28 protein-coding genes are annotated in these 25,788 nt (G+C 39.2%); 2 read left to right on the top strand and 26 right to left on the bottom strand.

The features are described 5' to 3' along the window. Positions 1-231: 231 nt before the first annotated feature. The 25 genes from D8848_RS06370 to D8848_RS06250 all read right to left on the bottom strand — a co-directional run bounded on the left by D8848_RS06370 (position 232) and on the right by D8848_RS06250 (position 22,967). Complete coding sequence (locus D8848_RS06370; protein ID WP_125444106.1) at positions 232-2,937, bottom strand: phage tail tip lysozyme; 2,706 nt, start codon at positions 2,935-2,937, stop codon at positions 232-234. Positions 2,938-2,948: 11 nt separating this feature from the next. Beyond that, positions 2,949-5,306 carry a VirB4-like conjugal transfer ATPase, CD1110 family gene (locus tag D8848_RS06365; protein ID WP_185756858.1) on the bottom strand — a complete coding sequence of 786 codons (2,358 nt, stop codon included), beginning with the start codon at positions 5,304-5,306 and terminating at the stop codon, positions 2,949-2,951. Next, positions 5,257-5,616 (bottom strand): PrgI family protein, encoded by a 360-nt coding sequence (locus tag D8848_RS06360; RefSeq protein WP_001097589.1) that lies wholly within the window; start codon positions 5,614-5,616, stop codon positions 5,257-5,259. Before D8848_RS06360 ends, D8848_RS06365 begins: the two co-directional genes overlap by 50 nt. A 53-nt stretch (positions 5,617-5,669) precedes the next feature. After that, positions 5,670-6,524, bottom strand: coding sequence for a VirB6/TrbL-like conjugal transfer protein, CD1112 family (locus D8848_RS06355; protein WP_001054256.1), 855 nt, complete (start codon positions 6,522-6,524; stop codon positions 5,670-5,672). Positions 6,525-6,540: 16 nt separating this feature from the next. Next, a complete protein-coding gene (locus D8848_RS06350; protein ID WP_000627865.1) occupies positions 6,541-6,783 on the bottom strand; it encodes a hypothetical protein in 243 nt (80 codons plus the stop codon). Between the two features lie 20 nt (positions 6,784-6,803). Continuing rightward, on the bottom strand, positions 6,804-8,681 hold the full coding sequence (locus D8848_RS06345) for a VirD4-like conjugal transfer protein, CD1115 family (protein ID WP_125443223.1): 1,878 nt from the start codon (positions 8,679-8,681) through the stop codon (positions 6,804-6,806). Then, on the bottom strand, positions 8,681-9,169 hold the full coding sequence (locus D8848_RS06340) for a hypothetical protein (RefSeq protein ID WP_125443219.1): 489 nt from the start codon (positions 9,167-9,169) through the stop codon (positions 8,681-8,683). Before D8848_RS06340 ends, D8848_RS06345 begins: the two co-directional genes overlap by 1 nt. Beyond that, positions 9,159-9,458, bottom strand: coding sequence for a hypothetical protein (locus tag D8848_RS06335; RefSeq protein ID WP_000869763.1), 300 nt, complete (start codon positions 9,456-9,458; stop codon positions 9,159-9,161). Before D8848_RS06335 ends, D8848_RS06340 begins: the two co-directional genes overlap by 11 nt. Before the next feature lie 333 nt (positions 9,459-9,791). After that, on the bottom strand, positions 9,792-10,379 hold the full coding sequence (locus D8848_RS06330; protein WP_125443218.1) for a CPBP family intramembrane glutamic endopeptidase: 588 nt from the start codon (positions 10,377-10,379) through the stop codon (positions 9,792-9,794). 2 nt (positions 10,380-10,381) lie between these two features. Beyond that, on the bottom strand, positions 10,382-10,615 hold the full coding sequence (locus D8848_RS06325; RefSeq protein WP_000840778.1) for a hypothetical protein: 234 nt from the start codon (positions 10,613-10,615) through the stop codon (positions 10,382-10,384). 12 nt (positions 10,616-10,627) lie between these two features. Continuing rightward, positions 10,628-11,008, bottom strand: a complete 381-nt coding sequence (locus D8848_RS06320) for a thioredoxin domain-containing protein (RefSeq protein ID WP_125443217.1) — start codon at positions 11,006-11,008, stop codon at positions 10,628-10,630. Further along, positions 11,001-11,450 carry a hypothetical protein gene (locus D8848_RS06315; protein ID WP_125443216.1) on the bottom strand — a complete coding sequence of 150 codons (450 nt, stop codon included), beginning with the start codon at positions 11,448-11,450 and terminating at the stop codon, positions 11,001-11,003. The genes D8848_RS06320 and D8848_RS06315 overlap by 8 nt, the downstream gene beginning before the upstream one ends. Next, complete coding sequence (gene dcm, locus D8848_RS06310) at positions 11,434-12,792, bottom strand: DNA (cytosine-5-)-methyltransferase (RefSeq protein WP_125450657.1); 1,359 nt, start codon at positions 12,790-12,792, stop codon at positions 11,434-11,436. The genes D8848_RS06315 and dcm overlap by 17 nt, the downstream gene beginning before the upstream one ends. Before the next feature lie 99 nt (positions 12,793-12,891). Continuing rightward, complete coding sequence (locus D8848_RS06305) at positions 12,892-13,671, bottom strand: replication initiator protein A (RefSeq protein ID WP_125443214.1); 780 nt, start codon at positions 13,669-13,671, stop codon at positions 12,892-12,894. Continuing rightward, a complete protein-coding gene (locus D8848_RS06300; RefSeq protein ID WP_081571624.1) occupies positions 13,668-13,841 on the bottom strand; it encodes a hypothetical protein in 174 nt (57 codons plus the stop codon). Before D8848_RS06300 ends, D8848_RS06305 begins: the two co-directional genes overlap by 4 nt. A gap of 208 nt (positions 13,842-14,049) precedes the next feature. Then, positions 14,050-15,411, bottom strand: coding sequence for a 23S rRNA (uracil(1939)-C(5))-methyltransferase RlmD (gene rlmD / locus D8848_RS06295; protein WP_125443213.1), 1,362 nt, complete (start codon positions 15,409-15,411; stop codon positions 14,050-14,052). A 73-nt stretch (positions 15,412-15,484) separates the two neighbouring features. Beyond that, entirely contained in the window at positions 15,485-16,459 is a 975-nt protein-coding gene (locus D8848_RS06290; protein WP_084863478.1) for a DUF1002 domain-containing protein, read from the bottom strand. A gap of 73 nt (positions 16,460-16,532) precedes the next feature. Continuing rightward, positions 16,533-17,147, bottom strand: a complete 615-nt coding sequence (gene pmp23, locus D8848_RS06285; RefSeq protein ID WP_000476378.1) for a cell wall hydrolase Pmp23 — start codon at positions 17,145-17,147, stop codon at positions 16,533-16,535. Then, entirely contained in the window at positions 17,147-18,121 is a 975-nt protein-coding gene (locus D8848_RS06280) for a nucleoid-associated protein (RefSeq protein WP_000356101.1), read from the bottom strand. The genes pmp23 and D8848_RS06280 overlap by 1 nt, the downstream gene beginning before the upstream one ends. A gap of 7 nt (positions 18,122-18,128) precedes the next feature. After that, a complete protein-coding gene (glyA, locus tag D8848_RS06275) occupies positions 18,129-19,385 on the bottom strand; it encodes a serine hydroxymethyltransferase (RefSeq protein WP_125443212.1) in 1,257 nt (418 codons plus the stop codon). Positions 19,386-19,445: 60 nt separating this feature from the next. Further along, a complete protein-coding gene (locus D8848_RS06270; RefSeq protein ID WP_125443211.1) occupies positions 19,446-19,877 on the bottom strand; it encodes a GNAT family N-acetyltransferase in 432 nt (143 codons plus the stop codon). A 1-nt stretch (position 19,878) separates the two neighbouring features. Then, positions 19,879-20,481 carry an L-threonylcarbamoyladenylate synthase gene (locus D8848_RS06265; RefSeq protein WP_049544650.1) on the bottom strand — a complete coding sequence of 201 codons (603 nt, stop codon included), beginning with the start codon at positions 20,479-20,481 and terminating at the stop codon, positions 19,879-19,881. Continuing rightward, positions 20,465-21,301 carry a peptide chain release factor N(5)-glutamine methyltransferase gene (gene prmC, locus D8848_RS06260; protein ID WP_125443210.1) on the bottom strand — a complete coding sequence of 279 codons (837 nt, stop codon included), beginning with the start codon at positions 21,299-21,301 and terminating at the stop codon, positions 20,465-20,467. Before prmC ends, D8848_RS06265 begins: the two co-directional genes overlap by 17 nt. After that, a complete protein-coding gene (gene prfA / locus D8848_RS06255; RefSeq protein ID WP_125443209.1) occupies positions 21,301-22,380 on the bottom strand; it encodes a peptide chain release factor 1 in 1,080 nt (359 codons plus the stop codon). Before prfA ends, prmC begins: the two co-directional genes overlap by 1 nt. Then, positions 22,377-22,967, bottom strand: a complete 591-nt coding sequence (locus D8848_RS06250; protein WP_125443208.1) for a thymidine kinase — start codon at positions 22,965-22,967, stop codon at positions 22,377-22,379. Before D8848_RS06250 ends, prfA begins: the two co-directional genes overlap by 4 nt. Positions 22,968-23,090: 123 nt before the next feature. Here D8848_RS06250 and D8848_RS06245 point away from each other — a divergent pair, with 123 nt between their 5' ends. After that, complete coding sequence (locus D8848_RS06245) at positions 23,091-23,273, top strand: 4-oxalocrotonate tautomerase (protein ID WP_001117401.1); 183 nt, start codon at positions 23,091-23,093, stop codon at positions 23,271-23,273. A 137-nt stretch (positions 23,274-23,410) separates the two neighbouring features. Beyond that, positions 23,411-24,784, top strand: coding sequence for a tRNA uridine-5-carboxymethylaminomethyl(34) synthesis GTPase MnmE (mnmE, locus tag D8848_RS06240; protein ID WP_125443207.1), 1,374 nt, complete (start codon positions 23,411-23,413; stop codon positions 24,782-24,784). A gap of 45 nt (positions 24,785-24,829) precedes the next feature. On the opposite strand, the gene dapA is transcribed toward mnmE, so the two are convergent. Then, a complete protein-coding gene (gene dapA / locus D8848_RS06235) occupies positions 24,830-25,765 on the bottom strand; it encodes a 4-hydroxy-tetrahydrodipicolinate synthase (protein ID WP_125443206.1) in 936 nt (311 codons plus the stop codon). Positions 25,766-25,788: the final 23 nt, after the last annotated feature.

Below are 25,788 nucleotides of genomic sequence, written 5' to 3'. Positions count from 1 at the left end.
TCTGGAACACTTTCGATTCTTAAGTCCTTAAGAATGACGGTATCTTTCAGCCGACTTCACCGAGCTTCAAACCTTTACCTTTGCACAAGATAAACGCATGTCGGAGTATTAGAGAAATCGTTTCAGGTCGTTACCCCTTCATTCCAATTTTCAAGATAAGAGTTCTCCATTCTATTCAAATTTAACCTGATTATCAGGTTGATTTTTCAAGAACGTGTCTAACCTTTTCAGTTAGAAACGTCTCGCACCTACAAAAGCCACATGACCATAGTCTGCTGGTGTCCCATGTGTACCTCCTACAAAAGAAACAATGGCACCTTCTTTTGGTGTGGAACCCGTTTCTCCACCAAGACTTGAAGCTGTCGCAACCCAGTCTTGACCATTTCCCATGGTATTAATGATTGAAATCTTCTCTCCGTTTCTACCTTTTAGCTTTAATCCTAACTGGTTCATACGAGCCGCAACACCCCATGTACATTGTCCATAGGCATAGGCCATACCATCTCCACCACCAGGAACAGAACGCTCATACAAGTCTCCACGAACACCTTCAAGAGATTGTGGGTCACTCTTAGCCTGTCCCCCATTTGTTTGGCTAAAGCCTTTTTCAATTTGGTAATACCATTCCGTTGCTCTGGTCTGTCTTTCCAGTAGTTTGTCACCAGAATTTCCCTCCCAATAGGTGAGGAAGAGTTGGGCAAGATTGGCTGCACTGCCCGTATTTCCAAAGAAATCCTTTAACCAACTTTGATAGTAAGGACTATCCCCATGAAGCATAAAATCAAGTTGTAGGTCTAAATCATACCACTTCTTATTATTGATATGTCCATAATTCAATAAAGCTGTATGACGTGTTGAACCATCTGCAGTATCTGTCCATTGACCTAACCCCAAACCTCTATGAAGAATATTAGGATAAGCCCCACTATAAATGGCTGGACCTCCAATCGCTAACCACGCTTCATCATCCCAAGAGGAATCGGTAGCGCCAACAGGAGGAGATAAATAATCCCCTTCAGCACGTTTAGGATTAATAGAAGACTCTACCGACCAATTTCCTAAAATTGCCGCAATGGCTTGAGGACTTGCCCCTTGAGATTTCAAAAACTCATAAATATGTTTTGCTCGTTCAAACTCATCCCCACCAAACTGACCAATGGCAGGTAAGATAGTTGTCTGAAGTTGAATGACTTTTGGGAAATAAAATTGCGGATTGACATACACCAATTTTTCTTTCTTATTCTTATACTTTTGATAGGAGACTTTCAAACCTGTATCATCTGGTGTTTCACCGATAACATCACCCGTTAGAACTCTTGTCCCCTCAATCGCACGGCCATTATGAATGGAATATAAGGTTAAACGACTCTCATTCTCTCCTTTTCCGTTAGTGAGAATAACATTATCTCCGTCTAGAGATACAACACCATCCATTGGTGCGACAATCCTTTGGTGAGCCTTCGCTTCTAGTAAAATGTACTCCTGAAGAGTAGGTTTTCCGTCTAAATCATAGTATCCATAACGATAAGTCATGGTTAGACTATCCTCGTTACTTTTCCCCTCAAATGGATTGTCCAATTCCTGCATGGAAGCATACACACCCTCTTCTTTTAGTTCCTTTATTTCCTCTTGATCGTCTTTCGAGAGTTTATACTTAGGAGTTTCATAGAGGTCTTGCATGGATTTCAAATCTTCCCCATCGTTTAAATCATGCCACAAAGTAGACAGATAATCCTTGTAAGTTTCTGAACTAAATAAGTGAACTGGTTTGTTTAACTCATAGTCATGGAATTTAAAGTTCATATACCCCATCACATCATCAACTTTTGTGTAATAAGTAATTCCTTTGTCATTTTTGCGAGTATGTTCTGCATCTTCCCAAGTTAGGTGGGTATAAGCTTTTGTTAATTCAAATTCATCTTGTTGAATCAAACTAGCAGATGAAAATCCTAAAAAGAAGCTCATCATAAGTAAAAGAAGAAAGACTATTCCTCCAACTATCCAGGTTACAGGATTTCCAGTCGCAAATGTAAAGAAGGAAAAGGCTGCTTTTAGTTTTTGATAGATATTTCGGACACTTGTAAGACCTTGTTTCTTTAATTTTCGATACCGATTTTTAAAGGAACTTGGATTATCTTTCGCTAGTTTCCATCCTTTTCCATCCTTAAAATGATGGTATCGCTCTTTTGTGTTGGTCAGTCTTTTCTTGGTAAAACGACCTGTTGCTTGTCCTGTTTTGACACTAGCTTTTCCAAGATTATAAGAAAGCCGACTGTAGCGTTTCCCTTTTCTAATAGTCTCTTGAAGTGTGCGATAGCCTTCTAAATCTTCATTTTCTGAAGCTAACTCTCCACCTTCACGTCCAAGGACATAAAGGAAAGTTTTGGCTTTCCTACTAACCTTTTTGGATTTATAGGCTTGTTTAGTAGATTTTAAATTCTCTTTTGCGGCCTTGACTTCTTTCTTAGCTTTTAATTCTTCTAAACTCTTCCCTTGAAAGAAAAAATTGGATTTTTGTTTCGATTCCTGACCGTAGAGAAATTTTTGATTGGTTTTTCTTTCTTTACGACTCTCTTTTCTTTCTTCTTTTGCTTCTACCTTGGCTTCTCTAAATTGCTTCTTGGCTATTTTCAATCGTTTCCTAGCATGAGGCAACCGTCTGTCTCTTAATTCTTTCCGATTCAAAAGAGATGGAGGACTATTTTGAAGAATATGATTGTAGTCTTCATTTGCTTGTTTTACTCTCTCCTTTGAAGCTTCTCTCATCTCCTCTAGCTTTTCTTTTATCTCTTTTTTCCATGCTTTATCATCCAGTACAGCGGAATCTTTTTTCTGTTTCTTCACCTCCTTCTTTCCTTGTTTCAAGAATTTCTTCTCATCTTTTAGGCTTCTTCTAAATGCCTTTCGGGCACGTATAATTTCTCTTTTATCCTTCATTTACCTTCCCCTTAATTAGAAGCCATTTTATCAGGATCTGTACTCATGATATCAAACAATTGAGTATCTTGAGGAATCTTATTTTTAAAGGGAACTACAACTGAACCAGCTTTTATCAGTCCTGCCCCTTTTTCTGGATTGACAAGGTATTTTTCGAGTTCTTTTGACAAGCCTAAGAGTTGAACCAGTTCTTCTCGGTCATTTTTTGCTTGCTTGAGGAGAATCATAAATTCACTATTTGCAATAATCCGTCTACCATTTGGATCTAACAATAAGGTTTCGACATTTTGGGTTATCCCAGTCGGACTAGCTCCATATTTTCTGACACGACTCCACAATTTAAAGAAGAAATCACTGGCATATTTATCTAGTAAGAGAAGCTGCATTTCATCAAAATAAATCCAGGTCTTCTTCCCTAATTTTTGGTTCCGAACAACACGATTCCATATCTGATCAAAAACCACCATAAGGGCGATTTGTTTCAGCTCATCTCCTAACTTTTTAACATTATAGATTAAGAAATTGGATCCTGTCTGAATGTTTGTTTTATGAGAAAAAATATCAAGAGAACCTTCGACATACAGTTCCATATCAAGTGCCAAATTCTGCGCTTCTTCTTCTGGTTGTTGACTCAAGACAAAGACCCATTCTTCCAAAGAAGGCTCTTTAAATGACTGATAGGTGAGTCTGGTAACTCGGTCGATAATCGATTTTTCTCTTCCATCCATTTTTCTATCCAATAACTTGCCGATAAAGGATAAAAGAAATTCTGATTTTACCTTTACAGGATCCTCATCCATATTTTCCTCAGACAAGTCAAGGACATTGAGATAAGTTTGGGAATCAGGCGCAATATCAATCATTTCTCCACCAAAAGCTCGTCCAATGACACTGTATTCTGCTTCTGGATCCACGATGATAATTTCAGTATTTTCACCAGATTCCTTAATTTTGGTCGTGATAATTTCATGCTTAGTTGCCATCCCTTTCCCAGCTCCAGATGTTCCTAAAATCAGACCAGACGGTGTATTTAATAGGCTTCGATCAATGGTAATAATATTACTTGATATTTGATTGATACCGTAATATTTCCCACTACGGTCTTGTAAGTCTACTGAAGTCCAAGGAGAGTTCACTGCTACATTGGACGTTAATAAACTCCGTGATACTCCCTCTAAAAAATCACAACCAAATGGCAGCAAACTATTAAAGGCTGCTTCTTGCATATATGGAAGTTTATCAATCATTAGGTCATTTGAGCCAGCCACTTGTTGGATAGTATCTAATGCTTGTTTGAGTTCTTCTTCGTCCTGACCAAAAACACCAATCAAGAAGACCGTTTGAAATAGTTTATCTCCTGTCTCTGTCATAGTTTTTAAGAGTTCCTCAGCTTCATCGATATTGCTTTCTAATACATGACCTACTTTTTCCAAATAGATACCTGTACGAGCTAGTTTTTGTTGTTCCCCAATCTTTTGGGATTCCATCAAGGTCTTCTTTGTTCGTAGTTTCTTCATGGCATCTGCCTTGGTCGAACTTTGAGCATGAAGGCTTACAATCAATTCCAAATCTCCTTGCATGAGGTCTCGGATAAACTGATCCCCTAATTCCATGCCGTAGTCTCTCACATAGACAATCTGCAATAAGCGGTCATTGATTTGTAGGTAATTCTTGTTTTTAAAATCCAAGAGATTAGGTGCTATGAAGTGACGAGTTGTCTGACCAGATCTCGTTAAATCACGGTAAGAAAAAGGAAGATGGTGTTCTCCTCTAAGCATATCCGCCAACAAGTTGACACGCTCTTCTCCAGCCAAGGATTCAAAGCGAGCATCAATTTCTGAGAAACCACTCTTGAAATATTCTCCTATTTGAGACAAGGAACGATAGGCTTGTTTGGGATTAGAATCCTTTCTTCCAAAGCTAATCAGTTTAACAGCCGAAAAGTTATTTTCACCACTATCTAAATTCTGATTCATCATCCGATTCAATTCTTTACGATAGCTATCATACCCATCTTCTTTTTCCTCATACAAAACACTTTGTCTGAATTTTTCTAAATTCAATCTTTTATTAAAAATTGTCAATTGGAAGTTGGTTTGGTCGTCTAGGGAGTTAATCAAATCAGAATACTTCTCAATGATTGCGCCCTTATCTTCTAAACCAACGGTCTGGTAATTGACGTCACCAAGTAAATAGCTTTGTGAGAAATAATCTTCTTTTACCTGCATTAGACCATTTTGATACAGGGCTTGATAGGAAAGAGTATTAGCCGTAGAGGGTAACACTTCCTCTTTTTTCCCTTTAACTTTTTCCTTTTTATTAGTCATTGAAGTTTTTTGTTTCTTTAATGTATTTGATTTTCTTTTCATGTTCAGGTCCTTTCTTTCCTGTAATTGTGCGTAGGGGAACCGTTAATTCAAAATGAAGACGGTATTTCAAATAATGTTCAAAATATAAATCATTGGGTTTATAGACTCCAAAAAGCATGAGGGGGATGGTAAAAGCAAACACAAAACCGTAAACAAACCAATCTCCAAATTGCCAGAAAAAGAGATTCAAACCCAAAACAATAATTGTGACAATAAAGGCTGGTAAAACAAAGATGATTTGCCTTGTAGTGAAGCCTAACCAAGCCCTGTGTTGGTATTTTGAGATGTCTTTAAAGACACGTGTATTCATGACTTTCCTTTCTAAAAAGGCTAAGAAGCAATCACTTCCTAGCCTTTATCTAATTACATACCTAAGATTGAGCGAGCCGTACGTTGAGAACCAACGAGGGCAATAATCAGTAAGATAGCTTGTATCAAACTACCAAACATAATCGCAAGTGATTGCAAGACTCCTGCACCATTTGAAACAGCTATTTTCCCAGCAGATTCAAATAAAGGAACAAGAGAAACAATCAGAAAAATAAGAACCCCTTGTACCGCATAGACCATAATATTTTTTAAATAGCCAATACCAATAGACTTCCATTCATCACTTAAAAATGTTGGAATCGTAAGAGGGGCAAATGGAATCATAAGGTAGAGTTGAATAAATCGAATAGATACTAAAAGATTGACCATGGCTGCACTTACTATCCGAACAAGCCAAATGAGGAGGGCGAAAAAGCCCACAATCATACGGCCAATAAATCCTGACCCTTTTAATCCAGAGATGGTATCATACTTCGCCCCACCGTGAGCCACAATCGAGGCCACTTGTTCGATGGCATGACTCGCAATCCCGATGATAGCTTCTACTATAACGGTAGTATTGGTAATTACAACTGCAACCATAATATAACTAATCAACATCGGCGCTAATGCTTCAAAGGTCATCGCTCCTCCTGAGTTAGCAATCTTCTTTGCCATCTTCGAAAATTCTAAGATGAGAACAACTGATAAAATCGCAACTCCAAGAGGTTGCATGACACTTTTAGTAATACTAGACATATAAGTCCAAACTGTTGGATTGTAACTAGATAGAGATTTAATCAGATCTACCGTAGATTGTAAATCCACATTAAATCCTTCAAATAAATTTTCAGCTGATATTTTTTCAGATGCAAGGTAAACAAAGGGTGAGACTAAACTAAGATTCATGTCATTGTTTATCCTCCTAAATTGAAATCTGGGTTACAAAGGCTCCAGCAGCCCCAACCATAACTCCACCGACAATTTCAAGAATGGCATTCCGAACACCTGGTCCACCATCTTTAATGTTGGTTGCAAGATTGACAATCCCCACAACAACGAGAAAGGCACCAACCGCAATCAATCCCTTCTGTAACAAAGACATAGCTTGTGCAAACATGGCGCTTGCGTCTACTCCATAAACAAAACCTTTAAAATGCGTAATCATCTATTTCCTCTTTTCTATTTTTATTTTAAACTAGATTCAAAAGTTAAATCACGAACTCTAAGGCCATCAAGATGATTTTCTTGTCTTTGATTCAAAGGATTGATTTGATAGTTCCACCACCGTTCGTCGGTTTCTTGATTGGCTAGGTACTTCCAGTTTGGATGCTTAGTGGAATTGTATTTTTTGCTTTTAAAGACAGGCATATTGGCAATTCGGACCAAGCATTCATGCCGTTTCATATTTCCGACTTCATCAGGTGTCATTAAATCACGAGCAATCTTTTGATGAGAAAGGGATCCTGAACCTGTCTGGCCAAAGGAACGACTAGTATTTCGAACATCAATGGTTTGTTTACCGAGTAAGCCACTCATAAATTTAAAGGTATCTTCATCATTCCCACCTAAGTAGACTAAGCTATCACAGTTCCCCAAAATGGTTTTCCAAGCTTCTTTTTCTTTATAGAGCCCTTGAAGTTGGGCAATATTTTGAAGAATGGGAACGAGACTCATGTTCCGAGAGCGGACTGTTGAGGTTTGTTCAGCAAAATCTGGAATTTCTCCGATATTTGCGAATTCATCTAAGTAGACTCTCACATGAAGAGGTAATTGACCCTTAAAATCAATATCTGCTTGTCTTGTTAGGGTTTGAAATACGGTTGAAAAAAAGAGGGCTGAAAGAAAGCGAAAGGTACTATCGTTATCTGGGATAACTAGGTAAACCATTGATTTTTCCTTGCCCCATGTCTTCATATCAAGGGTATCTCTTTTGGTCAAATCCATAACACTTTGAATATTGAAGAGGGCAAATTTAGCAGTGGTTACAGCAACAACAGAATCCAGAGTCTTATCCTTATAATTTTGGAAATCTGCCCAATTTCGCATGGTAAAATTTTCAGTCCCATACTTTTTAGCATAATTTTCAAATAGAATTTCTAAGACACTTTTTTCTTGGTTTTCACCCTTGGATAAGTGTTTAATGAGTTTTGAGATTTCAGCAAAACTTGGATAACGCCCTCGTTTTTTTCGCTCTTCCACTTCTTTTTTTTGACGTTTCAACAAGTTTTGGTATTCTTTTTGACTTAAACGACTTTCTTCTATGAGCTGTTCTCTTGTTTTGGGTGGATTATAGAAATCGACCAAGTAAGAGGCTAAAGCTCGTACCAAAGTCATAGAAGCTTCATCCCAAAATGGATCACTACGGGAGCCAGAGCCTTTGGTGTTATTGAAATAAACCGTCAGCATGCGATTCAAATCATTTTCTGTCTCTATATAGCGAAAAGGATTGAAGCCATCTGAGTTATTCATATTGACTAAATCTAACACTTTTACTTGGTAGCCATGTTCTAAAAAGAGTTTGCCTGTTTTCTCGGCCAAGTGATCTTTAGGATCCACCACAATATTAGAACTATTCATTTGAATCAGATTGGGTTTCACAAAGCGAAATGTCTTCCCACTTCCTGAACCTCCAATCACCGCAATATTCTTATTCCTATCATATTGGGCTGGTTTTTTATCTAATAATGTCAGACGAACATCTTGTGCTAAGATCGTATCATGAGAAAATTCCTTACCGTAAAAGAGCTTCTTTTCTTTTAGAGTTCCAAAACGGGCGCTCCCGTATTCTACCCCTTCCCGGTATTGTTTTTTGCCAGTCTCTAAATAAAGATAAACCAGCAACATCATCACAAAGCCTAGTAGAAAAAAAGCACTTGATTTTCCAGTAAAGGAAACATTCCATGGCGACTGAAGAATTTCATCTTGACCTTCCATTAGAAGATGAGTCCATTTATCTAAGGTATTTCCAGTATAGGAATCATACAAAAGCGTCAAACGATGAAAAAGATAGCCTAGTAAGATACCTAACAGTGAGAATAGTAGGAATTTCTTTCCACTGTACATCATCTCACCATCTCTTTCTGTTTGACGGCCCCTTCTTGTCTAAAGGTGATTTGGGATTTAGCTTCATCAATTGCATCGTCTAATGACTTATCCATGGTAAAATCAGCTAATTTCTCAGGATCATTAACCATTTTTTCTAACAGATGGTCTAAATGATTGTCTAGAATCGAACGGTCTTTCGTGTAGAAATGTAGAGAATCCCCTTGCCAAGCGAGGGCTAAAGGAATCTCTTCTTTTTCTAAAAAAGACTTAAATTTCTCTATATCAATTGGTTTGTCTAAAAAATCTTTTTTCAGATTAATCGTATCAATCGAATAAGGAGATTGTAGCAATTCCTCTAATTTCTGTACCCCTATCTTATAGGCGGAATCTTGTGCTAAAGCCTGACGTCTAGACCATTCTAGAATCTTTAAGAGACTTTTTACAGTAAATAAAAGACTACGCTCTGCATATTGAACTGCCATTCGTTCCTGTTGTTCAGAGGACATCTGATGCCTCCTTCTTCACAAATAGCAGCTTTCCTTCTTTATAACGATAAGCTATCAATTTCTGACGTTGCTTAATCGACTTGACAACCTGCAGTAGATCTCTCGAATAAGGTTCTCGAAGAGTAACTTCTACTGCTTTCCCATCAACGATACCAACACGTTTAAATTCAATGTAGTCTTTTTTGAGATGTCCTAATCCCATACCAAAGGGAAAGTGATGAATCAATTGGATGGTACAACCACCTTTATTTCCCATTTGTTTCAAATCATACAAGTTTACTACCTTCATGATTAACTCCTTTATCTAGTTTGTCGCATCGTTTAAGTCTGGTAACGATAAACTCCGTGTCTGTTAGAAAATTCTCACACACGTCTTGTGCCAGTTGCCCTTCACAGGGAAGTACTCTCAGTCCCTACTTACACAGGCACGCTAATCAAGACGGAGTGGATTCAATTTTCAAAGAACAGGTAGCTTTATTATAGATAAGAGTAGTTGAAATTTTTATCACATTTTTTATTTTTCTGTAGAGCTAAATTCATACTAAACAAAGATTTTGAAATAAAAGACTAACATTGTTACATAACGTTAGCATTTCATTTACCTAAAACAAGCCAATTTGGTCTAAAAAAGCAGCAAACTATACACCAGTAGGTTCCAAACCAGATGTAGCCCCATACTGCCCCATAAGTCCGATTTATAGCGCACCATCCCTAAAAACATTCCCAATGAAACATACAAACACCAAGCTAGAATGGTTCCTGGATGATGAGCTAAGGCAAATAAAACACTTGTCAAAGCAACTCGAATATCTAATTTTCTAACCAAGTTCCATAAAACTTCTCGATACAGAAATTCTTCCACCATACTCGCATTGATTAAAAACAATAAAAATGAAAACCAAGGAACTTGATATTGAAGCCCAATTAAGTTTGCTTGATTCGTGGTTCCTTGAGCATGAATCAGACTAAAACATAGACTTATAATCAGTAGGCTAACGAATCCAATACCAAGCCATTTCATCCTAGATTTCATATCGATCTTATTCGCTTGTTTACGTTGACCATACATCCATAAAAAAGAAATGAGTGACACACCATAAAGAATCTGTAGTATAGTTAACTCACCGATACAAAGAAATTTCAGTAAGTATAGAGATAGCAATAGGACATTTACTTGTTGGAATATATAAACTGGAATGATTCTTTTCATAGTTACCTCCGAAATAAATCTTCATAATCTAAATCTAATACCTGTACAATCCTTTCTACCCATGGACTTTGAGGCATTCGTTGTTCCACCTTGTAGTGACGAATCTTTTGATACAAACGATTCAATTCACTTGGATAGTGAAACTCTCCCGCAAACATTTTTCTGGTTAACTCAATCCAGCTGATATTTCTTTCAGCCAAAATAATGGACAAGTTCTCCCAAAATCGTTCTGCCATATTGATTCTCCTTTAGTTAGATAAATAATGTGTTTGTGCCATGTAAATCAATTGTTTCGTATCTCTTGGCAATAAAGCTCTAGCCTCCTCCAGATTCAGATTTGGATAAACTCGCTTATTTGAAACCGCAAGAGGAAGTCTGATGCTTAGTTCAGGATTTTTCAATATCATTTCGATGAAATCTGTTAATTTTAGGTTATCTCGATTCTTAAAACGTAATAAATTTGGAGATAAAAACTCGAAACAATCAGAAGAATAGCTCATCATCTCAATTAATTTGTCCTTTGTCATTTCAGAAACTAAATGACAAGATACCTCAATGCCGTAGTTTTGAAAGAAGTCTAAAAGAAGTTGATTTCTTTGGCTATTTTTACTTAGATAGAGATCAATCATGGGAGACCTCCCAAAGATTTGGCTCCATTTGATATTCTGAGACGATTAAGGAATCTAATAAATTTGCGAAGTTAATCGGTTTCTTGTCTTCATCATAAGCTTTTACAGTTACTTGGGTTGTAAGTATTCCCTCTTTTCCCTCGGCTCGATAGCCTTGTCCATATAAAACAAAAACAAGATTTTGATGATCATCTACAAAGGCATCAGCTCCATTCTTTATATCCTGACTTTCAAGGAATTCCATAACGTTTTGAAGGTAGGATTCGTAAAATAGGGGGTAGTTGTGTTTTTTATGGTAATCATCTAAAAATGTCACTTCAAACTCACATGGATAATTGGGCATCAAAAATATTTGTTCATCCAACTGCATCATTTCTGCATCATGTAATTCTGTTTCTAATTCATCACAATATAGTATTGACTCTTTATTTAACGCTTTCATCTTTTTCCTCTATTTCTTTTAATTTCTTTGCGATTGCAGCAATCACAGGAACGGTTACACTATTACCAGCTTGTTTATAGAGCTGACTATTACTAGAGACTTTTCTAGCAGCTTCAAAAGCCCAATCAGGAAAGCCCTGCAGTCTAAAACACTCTTTAGGAGTGATTCGTCGTATTCTCAAACGGTAAAATTGCCCATCAATTAAGACACCAGCTACNTGGTAAACTTGCTTATCTTCCCCTTCATAGCTAGCCACTACTACTCCCATTTGCCCACTAGTTGTTAACGTATTCGCTATACCTTTTCCAACTCTACCACGACGATACTGAGAACTTGGTCTTTCTAAATTGATTGAATCCCCAATCTCTGCTTGAGCATATCCTTTTTTTGTTGCTTCCCGGACTTTTAAAAATTGGATTGGTTCTGGAATCAGTATTTTGGGAATTTTATCTCCACCTTGCATCGTTGTTAGTGTTGGAGATAATCCCTCACTTCCATAGACGCGACCAGTTTCCTTAAAGCTAGTTGGTAAATCTCCAACAACGACAATACCATGACGATCCTGAGTATTTAAAGTAAACATTGGCTCTTGATTATCCTTAAAACGTCTACCATTTTGTCTTTTTTCTAATCTGTCTGGTGTAATGCAAGGAATCGCAACCTTAAATCCTTCTCCTTTTCCACGAACTAAGGTTGGCGCAAGACCTTCTGAATAATAGACTTTGCCACTCATTCCACTTTTTGATGGATTCAAATTTCCTAGTGCTTTCAAAGTCTCAGAGTTAGTTGCTTGACCTTCTCGTCTGAAAGGAAATAAGAGTCTGGTACCTTTCTTTCTAGAATGTCCGATAATAAACACCCTCTCTCTGTTTTGGGGAACGCCAAAATCCTTACTGTTAAGCACCTGCCACTCAACATCAAACCCCAACTCATCAAGTGTGGTAAGGATTGTGGTGAACGTCCGTCCCTTATCGTGATTGAGTAGGCCTTTAACATTTTCAAGAAAAAGAAAACGTGGTTTGATTTGTTTGGCCGCCCGAGCAATTTCAAAGAACAAAGTTCCTCGAGTATCTTCAAATCCCAATCGTCTTCCTGCGATTGAAAATGCTTGACAAGGGAATCCCCCACAGATGACATCGACTTTCCCTCTAAGTTTTTTAAATTCGTCATCTGAAACATCTCGTATGTCATGAAATTCTATTTCTCCTTCTGTTTGAAAAATGGACTTATAAGATTTCCTAGCAAATTTATCAATCTCACAAAATCCAATACACTCGTGTCCGACACTTTCCATTCCAAGTCGAAAGCCACCGATACCTGAAAATAAATCAATAAATCTCACTTCTTGATCACCCCTTTCTTATCGACTATCATTGTCAGAACTGTCACTCCACTTGAAATTAAAATGAGCATAACTAATATCCACTCGATTGGCGACATTTTAACCACCTCCTTTTCTAACACGGTTATTCCAAACAGAATATAGGCCATTAAACACAAATTCAGCCAAAACTTCCGCTCGTCTAACAAAGCGAACATTGTCAAGAGCATACTGATAGATTCTCTCAAAATCAGTCATAGCAATTTCACTGGCTGTTTCAGAAAAACCCTCTCGTCTAAATTGATCTTGTACCAATCCCCAAATATAATCTCGATCATATTTTGTGACCTTTTCTACTTTTCTTCTCAAGATAGGTTGAGTATTCCTTTCTTCCTCATCCTCAATAAATAAAGATTCAGTCTCACTATATTTAGTCTCACTAACTTCAGTCTCACTAGGGGCTGAATGTGAGACGGGGTCCGTTTCATTTTCAACCTGCCCTAGTCTTTTTTTAACACTAGGCCTGTTTGAATTACCTACTGGGGTAGAAGACAACTCCCCTAAATAAATCTTATTAGCTAGTCTTCCTTTCTCACTTGAAGACTGTTGAACTTCATCAATTAAGTCATATTCTTTAAGAGTTTTCTTGATGGACAGTAATTTTGACTTCGAACAACCTAACAGCCTCATCAGTTTAGAATTAGAAAATACTAAATAGACTGCTCCTTCTTCATCTATCCAACCACGACTGAGAGATAATTCTAAACGATCTTTTAAAATAGAATAAGCCACCTTTACTTCTAGTTTCATATCCATATATTTCTCATCCTCAAAAAGAATTTTAGGTAATTTATAATACCGTTCTGAAGTTTGGTATTGATTTGCGGTTATTCGTTTCATAGCGCTCCTCCAAGTTCTTTGAGTATTAAATTCCCACTTGATTCCAATCGAACCAAGCCACTTTTTTCTAATTCAGCCATAAGAGAGATGGCTTCAACAATGTCAATTCCCATTTCACGTACTAAAAATGAAATGGCAATATAGCGTGATGATTGTAATTCTTTTGTCATTTTTCCTCCTGAAAATAAAAAAAGGAGAACAATATACAATTGTTCTCTCTTTAGATAAATATTTATTGTTGTATTCATTTTTCCGATGCGCAAACGACATCTACAAATACATATACATCTATGTACCTTTTTAGGACTTTTTTGACGTCAAAATTGCCTTTATCTACAAAGACAAAATGCTTGTAAAATAGCTTAAAATCAAGGATTTTCACCCTTTTTTTCGTTGTAGCAACACTACACACTCCACGTGGTGCGTTTGTGGAAAAAGATCCACCGGCTGGACTTTCTTCAAATCGTATCCCAATTCTTGGTAGAGTTTGATATCACGCGCCATGGTTGCGACATTGCAGGAGATATAGGCAATACGGTCTGCTCCTGTTTGGGCGCTTGCTTTGATAAAGCTTTCGGTTAATCCCTTGCGTGGAGGATCAACCAAGATAACGGTTGGTTGAATTCCTTCCTTAAGCCAATTCTTCATGGCATTTTCAGCTGTGTCACAGACATAGTGGGCATTTGAAATATTGTTCAGCTGAGCATTCTTTTTGCTATTCTCAACCGCTTCTGGAATTACTTCAACACCATAAACTTCTTTGACATGTTTCGCAACAGAAAGACCAATCGTCCCGATACCAGAATAGGCATCAATAACCACATCATCTTCTTTTAATTCAGCAAAGTCAATGGCTGTCTGATAGAGTTTCTCAGCCATTTCAGTATTGACTTGGTAAAAAGCGGGACCAGCGATTTGGTAGTCATTTCCCAACATTTGGTCGGTAATATAGTCTTGACCATAAAGCGTACGCCATTCCTTACCAAAAATAGCATTAGTGTTCTGGTCATTAATATTTTGCATAACAGACACAATCTCTGGGAACTGCTTGATTAGTTGTTCAATTAATTGCTCCACACGAAAAACTTTGGGACGAGTTGTTACCAAAATAACCATAATTTGACCTGAATAGTGTCCGCGACGCACCACAAGATTACGAATCAAGCCAGCTTGTTCCTTTTCATCATAAGGTTTCAAATCATAACGGCGGAGCAAGTCGCGTAGGACTACTACTACCTCGTCAATCACAGGATCTTGGATGAAGAAATCTTCCAGTGGCATGAGGTCGTGGGAATTCTTACGGAAAAATCCTGTTTCCAAGATACCATTCACTCTACGGACAGGGACCTGTGCTTTGTTACGGTACTTGACTGGATTTTCCATACCCAAAGTTTCAGCAACCTCTATATCATCAATTCCAGCAATCTTGTAGAGACTGTCTTTGACTTGCTTGGTTTTAAATTTGAGTTGTTCTGGATAGGCAAGATGACCTAAATCCGCGATTCCTGAACGCAGGTAAGCCAAATCTAGATCTTGATTACGATGTGGTGACTGGACAAGGTATTCTTCCACTTTCCCAAAACCAATCTTTTTATTAACCTTGAGAACTCGCATGAGAATTTTTTCACTCGGTAATGCATTCTCAACAAAAAATACCAAGCCATCTACCTTGGCAACTCCTGCCCCTTCATGGGTCAAGTCAACAATTTCAACTTCTACAATATCATTTTTCTTTAACATTCTCTTCTCTTTCTATTGGCCGACAAAAAAGACGGCAACGTTACGGTTACCATCTATTATACCATGAAATTTCTCAAGAACCAAAACTCTTGAAGAAGTTGACAATGGCTTGCCAGAGGGAGCTTAAGAAGTTACCACCGTCCTCTAGCGCCTTATCAGCATCAAAGTTAAGGTTGATATTTTTAAAACTGTCGCCAGCTTGTGAAACAATACTTTGTTTCAGGTCATTCAAGGTTTTAGTGAAGTCTGTATTGCTGAGGATATCACTCTTTGAAAGATTCAAAGCAAAATTGATGATGATATTAATCTGGTTTCCTGTTATAACCTGATCAAGTTTGTAATTTTTCAAGGTATCTTCAACGATTTTGCGGACATCTTCCTCTGTCAGATTTCCCTTAGATTCTTTTGCTTTGGCGAGTCCTGACTTGATATCAGCTAGGGCAACATTTAATTTATTAGCATCATAGCCTGACTTGTCCTTGTTTTCAGCATTGATATCGGACAGAGCCTTCAGCTCTTCTTGAGCCAAGTCTTTATTAGCTTGTGGTACCTTGGCTCCATTAGCCTCTAGCGAATAGTAAATCCCTGCTAAGGCACTCTCACCTGTAACTGGAATGGGTGCTGCTACAGTGATTTTGGCGTGTTCCACACCCAAAGTTACGGCTGCATTTCGGTACATATCCTGAGTCACCTTAGTGATGTTTTCTGGTGTTTCAATCTTGACCTCAAGTGGCGACTTGTCACCTAGTTTTTGAATCTTGGCTGATGAATACAACTGTAAACTAGAGTCATTGGCAACATTCATAAGCTTAGAATAGACATCAGGTGTCATGGTTTTGAGTTCTTTGGTGTCTGTTGAGGCATTGTAGCCTAGTTTTTTAAGGGTTTGATTTTTTTGGTCTTCAGACAATGATGAACCTAGGACATATTCAGGTTGGACATAGGTTTCATCGATAACTTTTTGAACATCTGTTGCTGCATGGACGCTATTCATAGCTGTTACTGCCCACAAGACCGCAGCACTAGTCAGAAAGAGTTTCTTTCTCATAGGGAATTTCCTCCTTTACCTTTCTAGAGTAATATATCTATCTTAAAGAAAACTTATAACAAAAACACCTGGGCTAGCCAGATGTCGAAAAGAGAGTGAAACATTTGATGATGTAAAGGTTGAGTTGCACCTGTCTAGAATAGTAATAGTTTCCTCCATTTACATAGAGTTCGGCCCCATGAAAAATGGAAATGGGGTGAATATAACTATAAGTCTTTCCAGTGGTATTGCCAAGCAAGGGAGCAACAGTCTCACGAGAGTACTGTTTGGCCAGAGCCAAGGTGTTTTCCTTGCCGTTTTGGGCGATAAAATCGATATAGGCAGGTCCAAAATTATAGGCTTGAACAGCCGTCCAGACATCAACCCCCTTCTTCTGGGCCAGATAGAGATTGTCTGTCAGAGTTTGAACGCCTTGGCGAATGCTAGAGGCATTATCATTGATGGTGTTGGTGGAACCACTTGCAGACTCACTAGACTGCATAACATCGCCTTCTTTTCCTTTTGTTTCAGTATAAATCATAGCGAGCACAAGCTCTTCGTTTGCTGGGGTGTCTTTTTCACTCAAGATCTCTCGCACCATGGGTTGGTAGGTCATGACTTGCTTGACATCTTGGTGAACACGGTAAGCTTTATAGCCAGCAAAAAGGAAGACTGCTAGTACAAGCACTCTTCGAATTCGTTTAAACATTATTTACTTTGAATATCCTCGATATTTTTGATTAAGATAGAGTAGGTTCCATTGTCGTTTTGGATAAACTCAACAGACTCGGCGTCTTGATAGACGTTATTGGGAACGATGAGTTCAATTCCATTTGACAAGGAAAGTTTTTGGTTTTCAAATTTCTTTAATTGGCGACTGGCATCAATTTCATCAAATTGAACAGGTTCTGGGACAGCTTCTTTAACTTGGTCAATAAAGCTCAAACGAGCCGTCAGATTGTTATCAAAAAGGTCATTAGCCAATTTCTCAGGTGACAATTCATTGCTTTCTTCTAGGTTGTTGAAAATCGCTGATTTGACCTTAGATTGAAATTGAAAATCATCTGTGTTAAAAGATTCAGCAATTCTCTGGGCTGTTTTTTCCAGTTCTTTGATAGATTTCTTAGGAGAAATCTTAGGAGCGACAGCAAGAAGATTATCTGAAAAATAGTTCAAAAAAGTCCCGTTGTACTTGATTCGTTTTTCAATCAGATGGTACTTGCGACTCTGAAGATTAACCACCAAGGCCTCATCAGCCCCTGTTCCAAATCCAGGCAAGTTATTCTGAGTCAGCTTGATTGGATTATCAACTTCTCCTCCAAGGTGGGTCAAGGTCTCCCGCAGAGCAATTCGCAAGAAAGCGAAATGTTCTACACCTTCTTTAGAAAATTGCACAAAAATCAAGTCATTTGTCTTGAGATTTTCTGAAATGCTGAACTCCTCTTTCCAGAGATTAGCTAGTGTTACTGATGTCTCCAACAAATCGTCTGTGATGTGATTGAAGAAGGGATTTTCTTCCTCGAAAATCCCAGTCTTGGCTTCATCTGAATACACACGTTCAATTTTTTTGCGCAAGTATTCTTCGATTTTTGGAGTGATATTGAGAAATTTATCCGCTAGGAACAACTCAGTATCATCTGGACTGAACTGATGGATAATAGCTTTCTTAATATAAATGTCCATAAAAGTTTTAGTCCTCGTATAATGGGAAGGCATCTGTCAATTCTTTGACTGCACTCCTCACTTCTTCTAATACAGTCTCATTTTCTGTATTCTTAAGAGTTTTAATGATCAGTTCAGCCACTTTGCGACTTTCTTCTTCACCAAATCCACGTGCAGTAATGGCTGCAGATCCGATACGAATCCCACTTGTCTTGAATGGTGACAAGGTTTCATATGGGATTGAGTTTTTATTTAGGGTAATATTGACTTCATCCAGCAAGTTTTGAGCAACTTTTCCGTTTTCTACAACCTTAGTCACATCCACTAGGAAGAGGTGGTTTTCAGTTCCGCCAGAAATGATACGGAAATCAGGGTCTTGCAAGAAGACATCTGCCATAGCCTTGCTGTTCTTGATAACATTAGCAGCATATTCCTTGAAGGCTGGATCCAAAACTTCTTTGAAGGAAACAGCTTTAGCCGCCACAACGTGCTCCAAAGGACCACCCTGAATACCAGGGAAAATAGCTGAATTGATTTTCTTAGCAAGTTCTTCGTCATTAGTCAAAATCAAACCACCACGAGGTCCACGAAGGGTTTTGTGAGTCGTTGTTGTCGTGATGTGAGCGTATGGTACTGGACTTGGGTGAAGACCAGCAGCAACCAAACCAGCGATATGAGCCATATCTACCATGAGCTTAGCCCCAACGGCGTCCGCAATTTCACGGAATTTTGAAAAGTCGATAATTTGAGAATAGGCTGAAGCACCTGCTACGATCAATTTTGGTTTTACTTCTTGGGCTTGTTTCAAGATAGCATCAAAATCCAAGAGTTCCGTTTCAGGATCTACACTATAAGAAACAAAGTTGTAGGTTTGACCTGAGAAGCTAACTGGAGCTCCGTGGGTCAAGTGTCCACCTGCTGCCAAATCCATCCCCATAACGGTATCACCTGGCTCAATTAAGGCCATGTAAGCCGCACAGTTGGCTTGGCTTCCTGAGTGTGGTTGGACATTAGCAAATTTAGCGCCGAAAATTTCTTTTGCACGTTCAATAGCTAGACTTTCTACCACGTCTACCACATCCGTTCCACCATAGTAACGACGGCCTGGGTAGCCTTCGGCGTATTTATTCGTCAAGATAGACCCTTGAGCTGCCGTAACAGCCTTGGAAACTACGTTTTCCGAAGCAATCAACTCAATGTTGTTTTGTTGTCGTTCTTCTTCTTTGGCAATAGCATTCCAGAGATCAGCATCATATGCTTTAAAATCATCTTTATCAAAAATCATAGGTCTTCTCCTTTATAGTGTGACTGGTCCATTAGTTTAATTTTTTATTAGAAAATTAAACTAAAAGATGCGAATAAACCGTTTCTGCACTTTATCACAAGTATATCCAACTTTTTCATAAAATGCATGAGCTCCCAGACGATGATCGGCAGAGTTTAAGCGGATAAACCCGTAACCACGTCTTTTTGCTTCTTGCTCCAACCCTTGCAGTAAGCCTTTACCGATACCTTGCCCTTGTGCTTGAGGTGAAACTGCTAAAGCTAAGATATTAAATCCTGCTTTAGAATAAAGTGATTCATAGACCTCAGCGTGGACATATCCAAGTAAGACATGACTAGCTGCATCCTCATAGCCAAGTAGGAAATGATGTGAATCCTGAGATAATCTAGCTAGTTGACTAGCTGTTTCCTCTGGACTAAAAGAATAGCCCAAAGCCTCTTGATTGATGTCACAAATAGCTTTCACATCTGTTTCTTGCAAATCTCTTAGCATTTTATTCCTCCTCAAAAGAAATCTCTGGCAACCGAGCAAGAATATCTTCTCGCTTAATGGCCCCTTGGCGTAAGATTTTCACCTTGTCTCCAGACAAATCCACAATAGTTGAATCCTGTCCAGTTAAAAAAGCATCGTCTTCCAGACCCAGAACCTCTTGATCAAAATCCTTCAGAATTTGTTCAAAGGTCACTCCACTTGCCTGACCTGAGATATTGGCAGACGGCCCAATCAAGGGACCCGTCTCTCGAATCAAATCCAGTGTGATAGGGTGACTTGGCATCCGAAATCCAACAGTCGCAAGGCCAGAATTGACCCAATAGGGAACTCGGTCATTAGCTTCGAGAATAATGGTCAAGGGACCTGGTAAAAAGATCTCTACAAGTTTTTGTAGATAAGTTGGCTGATTCTTAGAAAAGTACAAGATGTCCTCTAGAGAGGCGATATTGAGATTGAGTGCCTTATCTCTTGGACGACGTTTAATCCGGTATACATGATTAACTGCTTTTTCGTCTAGAGCCTTGGCAAAAAGACCGTAAACTGTCTCTGTAGGTAGAACGGCAGCTCCACCATTTTCCAACTCTTGTCTAATCCTGTCCATCATCAACCACGACCATCCTATCTTGACCAAATTGGTCCTTGAGTGTTCGAACTCTTTTTTCAGGAAGATGTTTCCTAAAAAGATCAGGAACACTTTGACCTTGCTTGTATCCAATTTCAAGGTAAATCTTACCACCATCTTTGAGATAGTCTTTTGCATCTTCCGCAATTCTACGGTAAATAGCTAGGCCATCCTCGTCTGCAAAGAGAGCTAGATGAGGTTCCGAATGCAAAACATTCAAGCCGACCTCTGACTCATCTTCACGAGAGATATAGGGTGGATTGGAAACAATTATATCATATTTTTCAGAAATTTCTGTAAAACAGTCAGATTTTTTTAAAAATATTTGAAGATTTTGATTTTTAGCATTTTCATTAGCTACATCTAAAGCATCTTGGGAAATATCTGCTGCTGTCACTGACCAATCTGGTCTATTTTTTGCTAGAGCGAGAGCAATAGCTCCACTACCAGTCCCGATATCTAGGACCTTAAGATTTTCCTCAGAATTTTCAGCTAGGATAAGCTCCACCAACTCCTCTGTTTCTGGACGAGGGATCAATACTCGCTCATCAACTTTTAACTGCATTCCATAAAAATCTGCCTGTCCAATGATGTACTGTGCCGGTTTATGAGTTACTAACTGTTGGAAAATTCCTTTTACAAATACTTCTTCCTCTTCCGTCACTTCCTGCTGGAGGGCAAAAACGAAATCTGTAAAAGATAGATTTTTCAGGCTACGATAGACAAAAGAGAGGCTTTCAGCTTCCTCTCCTTGTCTTATCAACTCTTCTTCAAAATCTGAAAATAATTGAGCTAATTTCATTATTTGTTTAATTCTTCTAATTTTTGTGTTTGGTCATAGAGCACCAAGGAATCCACAACTTCGTCCAATTTACCAGACAAAATGGTATCTAGTTTTTGGAGAGTTAAGCCGATACGGTGATCTGTGACACGGTTTTGTGGGAAGTTATAAGTACGAATCCGTTCTGAACGGTCCCCAGTACCGATTGTCGACTTACGCTCAGCGTCTTGTTCATCCTGAGCAATCTGAGCAAAGTGGTCAGCAACACGGGCACGAATGATTTTCATGGCCTTCTCACGGTTTTTCTGCTGGGTACGTTCTTCCTGCATCTCAACCTTGATATTGGTTGGCAAGTGAACGATACGAACTGCTGTCGCAACCTTATTGACGTTCTGTCCCCCAGCACCAGAGGCGTGATAGATGTCGACACGAAGGTCTTTTGGATCAATATCATATTCAACTTCTTCCACTTCAGGCATGACAAGAACTGTGGCAGTTGATGTATGGACACGACCTTGGCTTTCTGTCACAGGGACACGTTGCACACGGTGGGCACCTGATTCGTACTTAAGCTTAGAGTAAACAGACTGACCTGAAACCATGGCAACGACTTCTTTGAAACCACCGACACCGTTCATAGAAGCTTCCATAACTTCAAAGCGCCATCCTTGAGCTTCAGCATACTTTTGGTACATGGTTAGCAAATCTCCAGCGAAAAGTGCTGCTTCGTCTCCACCAGCAGCGCCACGGATTTCAAGGATGATATTCTTGTCATCGTTTGGATCCTTTGGAAGGAGCAAAATTTTGAGTTTTTCTTCGTATTCTTCTTTTTCAACCTTGGCATCTTTGAGCTCTTGCTTGGCCATTTCTTCCAGGTCCGCATCTCCGCCTGATTCCTTAATCATCTCTTCAGCATCAACGATGTTTTGAAGGACTTGTTTATACTCACGGTAGGCTGTTACCGTATCACGAGTAGAAGCCTCTTCTTTGGAAAGTTCCATGAAACGCTTGGTGTCCGAAACCACATCTGGGTCACTGAGCAACTCTCCTAATTCTTCATAACGGTCTTCTACAGCTTGTAGTTGATCATAGATGTTCATTTTTCTTCATTCTCCTTATTGATTTCAGGCGTAAAATAATGTTTACGGCAAACTGAGATATAGGTTTCATTTCCACCTATTTGGATCTGTTCTCCATCGTAAACGGGCAGTCCATCCTGTGTTCGCAAAACCATAGTTGCCTTTTTCTTACAATACTGACAGATGGTCTTGATTTCGTCAATCTTGTCTGCTAAGAGCAAGAGATACTTGGAACCTTCGAACAGTTCATTTCGAAAATCATTTTTCAAACCAAAAGCCATGACAGGTATGTCTAACTCATCCACAACACGAGCTAGATCGTAAACATGGTGACGCTTGAGAAACTGGGCTTCATCGACCAACACACAGTAAGGCTTTTCTGGTAGGTCTCGGATATAGCCAAAGACATCCGTCGTCTCCTCAATCGCAAGAGCAGGGCGTTTCATACCAATCCGACTCGACACATAGCCAACACCGTCACGCGTATCAAGAGCTGAGGTCATAATCACAACACCTTTTCCTTGCTCCTCATAGTTATAGGCCACCTTGAGAATCTCAATCGTCTTACCAGAGTTCATGGTCCCATAACGATAATACAACTGTGCCATGTTTCTTGCTTCACGTCCATTTCTAAATTTTTGCTACATTCTAGTATATCATAATTTTCTTAAGCTTTAAACGGCAAAATGTGGTAAAATAGAAGAAATCAAAAACTAGTGGAGGAAGCTATTATGCCATTTGTACGCATCGATTTATTTGAAGGACGCACGCTCGAGCAAAAGAAAGCTCTTGCTAAGGAAGTAACGGAAGCTGTTGTCCGTAACACTGGAGCACCTCAATCTGCTGTCCATGTCATCATCAACGACATGCCAGAAGGAACTTACTTCCCACAAGGGGAAATGCGCACCAAATAAGCTAGCTTAAGCAGAATTGCTTAAGCTTTTTCAATCTCCAAGTAGCATCCATTGAAGAAATAGCCTAAATTTGTTACAATTTGAAAGGATACTTGGAAAAATTTCCAAGAAAAGAGCTATTTATTAAAGGAAACATTATGATTACACGAGAATTTGATACCATCGCTGCTATCTCTACTCCATTAGGTGAAGGAGCTATTGGTATTGTCCGCCTGAGCGGAACAGAAAGTTTTGCTATTGCGCAAAAGATTTTTAAAGGAAAAGACTTGAGTCAGGTTGCTAGCCATACTCTCAACTACGGTCACATTATTGATCCTCTGACTGGTAAAGTCATGGACGAGGTTATGGTTGGAGCTATGAAGTCTCCAAAAACCTTCACTCGTGAGGATATTATCGAGATTAACACCCACGGTGGGATTGCGGTGACCAATGAGATTCTCCAACTAGCGATCCGTGAAGGAGCTCGATTGGCAGAACCTGGTGAATTTACCAAACGTGCCTTCCTAAATGGACGTGTGGACTTGACTCAGGCTGAGGCGGTCATGGATATCATCCGCGCCAAGACAGACAAGGCCATGAACATTGCGGTCAAACAACTTGATGGTTCCCTTTCTGATCTTATCAATAATACCCGTCAAGAAATCCTCAATACACTTGCCCAAGTCGAGGTTAATATTGATTATCCTGAGTACGACGATGTTGAGGAAGCCACTACTGCTGTTGTCCGTGAAAAGACTATGGAGTTTGAGCAATTGCTAACTAATCTCCTTAGGACAGCCCGTCGCGGCAAAATCCTCCGTGAGGGAATTTCAACAGCTATCATCGGACGCCCCAACGTTGGGAAATCAAGCCTTCTCAACAACCTCTTGCGTGAGGACAAGGCTATCGTCACAGATATTGCTGGTACGACACGTGATGTCATTGAAGAATACGTCAACATCAACGGTGTTCCTCTAAAATTGATTGACACAGCTGGTATTCGTGAAACGGATGACATCGTGGAACAAATCGGAGTTGAGCGTTCAAAAAAAGCCCTCAAAGAAGCTGACCTAGTTCTACTAGTGCTAAACGCTAGCGAACCACTGACTGCTCAAGACAGACAACTTCTTGAAATTAGCCAAGATACAAACCGCATTATTCTTCTTAACAAAACTGATCTTCCTGAAGCAATTGAAACTTCAGAACTCCCTGAAGATGTCATCCGCATTTCAGTCCTTAAAAATCAAAACATTGATAAGATTGAAGAAAGAATCAACAACCTCTTCTTTGAAAATGCTGGTTTGGTTGAGCAAGATGCTACTTACTTGTCTAATGCCCGTCACATTTCCTTGATTGAGAAGGCTGTTGAAAGCCTACAAGCTGTTAATGAAGGTCTTGAACTGGGGATGCCAGTTGATTTGCTTCAAGTTGACTTGACCCGTACTTGGGAAATTCTCGGAGAAATCACTGGAGATGCTGCTCCTGATGAACTCATTACCCAACTCTTTAGTCAATTCTGTTTAGGAAAATAGAAAAATCCATGATCGTTGTTGCGGTCATGGATTTTATTGTCTTTATTAGTAATCTGGTCTTAAGACCCCTGTTACAGTTGCCTTAGTCGCTTCGTAGTCGCCATCTACAACAACCTTGATAATGCGTTTGGCATCTTCTTCTGGTGCTGGAACAAGAGGTAGACGAGTTGGGCCAGCTTCAAATCCCATATAGTTTAGAACGGCCTTGACAGGAGCAGGACTTGGATATGAGAAGAGGGCATTAACCTTAGGAATGAACTTGCGCTGAATAGCTGCAGCTTTCTTCATATCGCTTTTTGCAATGGCAGTGAACATCTCGTGCATTTCATCCCCATTTGTATGGGATGCAACAGAAATAACTCCATCCGCACCAAGGTTCATGGCATGGAAAGCATCTCCATCCTCACCTGTATAAATCAAGAACTCCTCTGGCTTGTGCTCAATCAAGTAAGCCATATTAGCCAAGCTAGTACATTCTTTGACACCGATAATATTTGGATGATCAGCCAAGCGAAGCATAGTTTCTGGAGTCAACTCGACAACTACACGCCCTGGAATGTTATAGATAATAATTGGTAGGTTAGAAGCATCTGCAATGGCCTTAAAGTGCTGATACATTCCTTCTTGAGAAGGTTTGTTGTAGTAAGGAACAATAGCAAGCCCAGCAGCAAAACCACCGAATTCTGCTACTTCTTTGACAAACTCGATAGAGTCTCGGGTATCATTGGTACCCACACCCGCAATCAAAGGAACGCGTCCATTGACAATCTTTTGTACAGCCGCAAACAACTCCAACTCCTCATCGTGGGTCAAGGTTGGACTCTCAGCAGTGGTCCCTGCGAGAAGAATTCCATCCGTATGATGGGCCAATAAATGCTCAATCAAGGCTGGAATGGCATCAAAGTTGATGGAACCATCCTCATGAAAGGGGGTAATAAAGGCTGTGATGATTTTACACTCTTTTAAATCTTGATAAGACATGAAAACACCTCTCTATTTCAAAG

Source organism: Streptococcus mitis (assembly GCF_003942775.1).
Classification (GTDB): Bacteria; Bacillota; Bacilli; order Lactobacillales; family Streptococcaceae; genus Streptococcus; species Streptococcus mitis_CN.
Note: the sequence above shows the minus strand (reverse complement) of the source record. Positions and strands in the feature narration are given on the sequence as shown.